We start from the raw sequence: 2,914 nt of genomic DNA, 5'->3' as shown, positions 1-2,914 counted from the left end.
GTTGGTCATGCATGAAAGAGCGTATGGTGGATGCCTTGGCACTAAGAGCCGATGAAAGACGTGATAAGCTGCGAAAAGCTTCGGGGAGGAGCAAATATCCATTGATCCGGAGATATCTGAATGGGGAAACCCGGCGGAGAGGACCTCCGTCACTGCATACTGAATCCATAGGTATGCAGGGGGAACCCGGTGAACTGAAACATCTAAGTAGCCGGAGGAAGAGAAAGAAACATCGATTTCCAAAGTAGCGGCGAGCGAAATGGAAAGAGCCCAAACCAGGGTGCGTGCACCCTGGGGTTCGGACCGCGGAATTGATCTGACGAGCTTAGCGGAATGGTTTTGGGAAAGCCAGCCAGAGAGGGTGAAAGCCCCGTAGGCGAAAAGCGAGTCAGCAAGGCGGTATCCAGAGTACCACGAGACACGTGGAACCTTGTGGGAAGAAGCGGGGACCACCCCGTAAGGCTAAATACTCCTTAGTGACCGATAGCGCATAGTACTGTGAAGGAACGGTGAAAAGAACCCCGGGAGGGGAGTGAAAAAGAACCTGAAACCATATGTTTACAAGCTGTGGAACATCTTTATATGATGAACCGCGTACTTTTTGTAGAACGGTCCGGCGAGTTGCGTTCTCTGGCGAGGTTAAGTCCTTAAGGGACGGAGCCGAAGGGAAACCAAGTCTGAACAGGGCGTCAAGTCAGAGGGAGCAGACCCGAAACCGGGTGACCTATCCATGTCCAGGTTGAAGTTGCCGTAAAAGGCAATGGAGGACCGAACCCACATCCGTTGAAAAGGGTGGGGATGAGGTGTGGATAGGGGAGAAATTCCAATCGAACCCGGAGATAGCTGGTTCTCCTCGAAATAGCTTTAGGGCTAGCCTCATACAAGTCTTGCGGAGGTAGAGCACTGAATTTCCTAGGGGGCGTCAAAGCTTACCGAAGAATATCAAACTCCGAATGCCGCGTAGATGGTGTATGGGAGTCAGACTACACGAGATAAGTTGGGTGGTCGAAAGGGAAAGAGCCCAGACCCGCGGCTAAGGCCCCAAAATGTGTGTTAAGTGGAAAAGGATGTGGGATTTCGAAGACAACTAGGATGTTGGCTTAGAAGCAGCCATACATTCAAAGAGTGCGTAATAGCTCACTAGTCGAGAGGTCCTGCGCCGAAAATGTCCGGGGCTGAAACACACTGCCGAAGCTCGGGAATGTACGAAGTACATTGGTAGAGGAGCATTGTTAACTGGACGAAGCGTCACCGGTAAGGAGGCGTGGACGGTTAAGAAGAGAGAATGCCGGAATGAGTAGCGAGAGGAAGGTGAGAATCCTTCCGGCCGAATATCCAAGGTTTCCAGAGTAAAGCTGATCTGCTCTGGGTAAGTCGGGGCCTAAGGCGAGGCCGAGAGGCGTAGTCGATGGACAACAGGTGGAGATTCCTGTACCACAACATAACAGAACTGTGGGGACACGTGTGGAGAGCATGAGCCGGGAATGGGAAGACCGGTGCAAGCGAGGTAGGAGACGGGTTGGCAAATCCGCTCGTCAATCCGAAGACGTGACGCGGACCGAATTAAGAGTAGGGAAGCATGTGAGCCACGCGTCAAGAAAAGCCGCTATTGTTTATGTTGTGCCCGTACCGTAAACCGACACAGGTGGATGAGGAGAGAATCCTAAGGCCGACGGGAGAAGCATTGTTAAGGAACTCGGCAAAATGACTCCGTAACTTCGGGAGAAGGAGTGCCTGGGAGACCAGGCCGCAGAGAATTGGCCCAAGCAACTGTTTAGCAAAAACACAGGTCTATGCAAAACCGAAAGGTGAGGTATATGGGCTGACGCCTGCCCGGTGCTGGAAGGTTAAGGGGAGAGGTTAGCGCAAGCGAAGCTTTGAACTTAAGCCCCAGTAAACGGCGGCCGTAACTATAACGGTCCTAAGGTAGCGAAATTCCTTGTCGGGTAAGTTCCGACCCGCACGAAAGGCGTAATGATTTGGGCACTGTCTCAACAATGCACCCGGTGAAATTGAAGTACCAGTGAAGATGCTGGTTACCTGCGCCAGGACGGAAAGACCCCATGGAGCTTTACTCCAGCTTGATACTGGGATTCGGTATTGCATGTACAGGATAGGTGGGAGGCTAAGAAGAGATGACGCCAGTTGTCTTGGAGCCGCTGTTGGGATACCACCCTTGCAGTACTGGGTTTCTAACCAGCGGCCGTGAACCGGCCGGGGGACAATGTCAGGTGGGGAGTTTGACTGGGGCGGTCGCCTCCGAAAGGGTATCGGAGGCGCTCAAAGGTTCCCTCAGAATGGTTGGAAACCATTCGAAGAGTGCAAAGGCAGAAGGGAGCTTGACTGCGACACCGACGGGTGGAGCAGGTACGAAAGTAGGACTTAGTGATCCGGTGGTATAAAGTGGGATTGCCATCGCTCAACGGATAAAAGCTACCCTGGGGATAACAGGCTTATCACTCCCAAGAGTTCACATCGACGGAGTGGTTTGGCACCTCGATGTCGGCTCATCGCATCCTGGGGCTGAAGTAGGTCCCAAGGGTTGGGCTGTTCGCCCATTAAAGCGGTACGCGAGCTGGGTTCAGAACGTCGTGAGACAGTTCGGTCCCTATCCGGCGCGGGCGTAGGATATTTGAGAGGAGCTGTCCTTAGTACGAGAGGACCGGGATGGACTGGCCGCTGGTGCATCTGTTGACCACCAAGGTCATGGCAGAGTAGCCAAGCCGGGACGGGATAAACGCTGAAGGCATCTAAGCGTGAAGCCCCCCTCAAGATGAGATATCCCAACGTAAAGTTGTAAGACCCCTTGAAGACGACGAGGTAGATAGGGCAGAGGTGGAAGTGCAGTAATGTATGGAGCTGACTGCTACTAATCGGTCGAGGGCATGACCAAAGAAGGTCGGTAGGCATGGAT

The 2,914-nt window shown here is 53.1% G+C and carries 1 rRNA gene; it reads left to right on the top strand.

The annotated features are described in order from the left end of the window. Window positions 1–3 precede the first annotated feature (3 nt). A 23S ribosomal RNA gene (locus tag BKD12_RS05810) occupies window positions 4–2,893 on the top strand. Window positions 2,894–2,914 lie beyond the last annotated feature (21 nt).

Source organism: Merdimonas faecis, from assembly GCF_001754075.1.
GTDB classification, from domain to species: Bacteria; Bacillota; Clostridia; order Lachnospirales; family Lachnospiraceae; genus Merdimonas; species Merdimonas faecis.
Note: the sequence above shows the minus strand (reverse complement) of the source record. Positions and strands in the feature narration are given on the sequence as shown.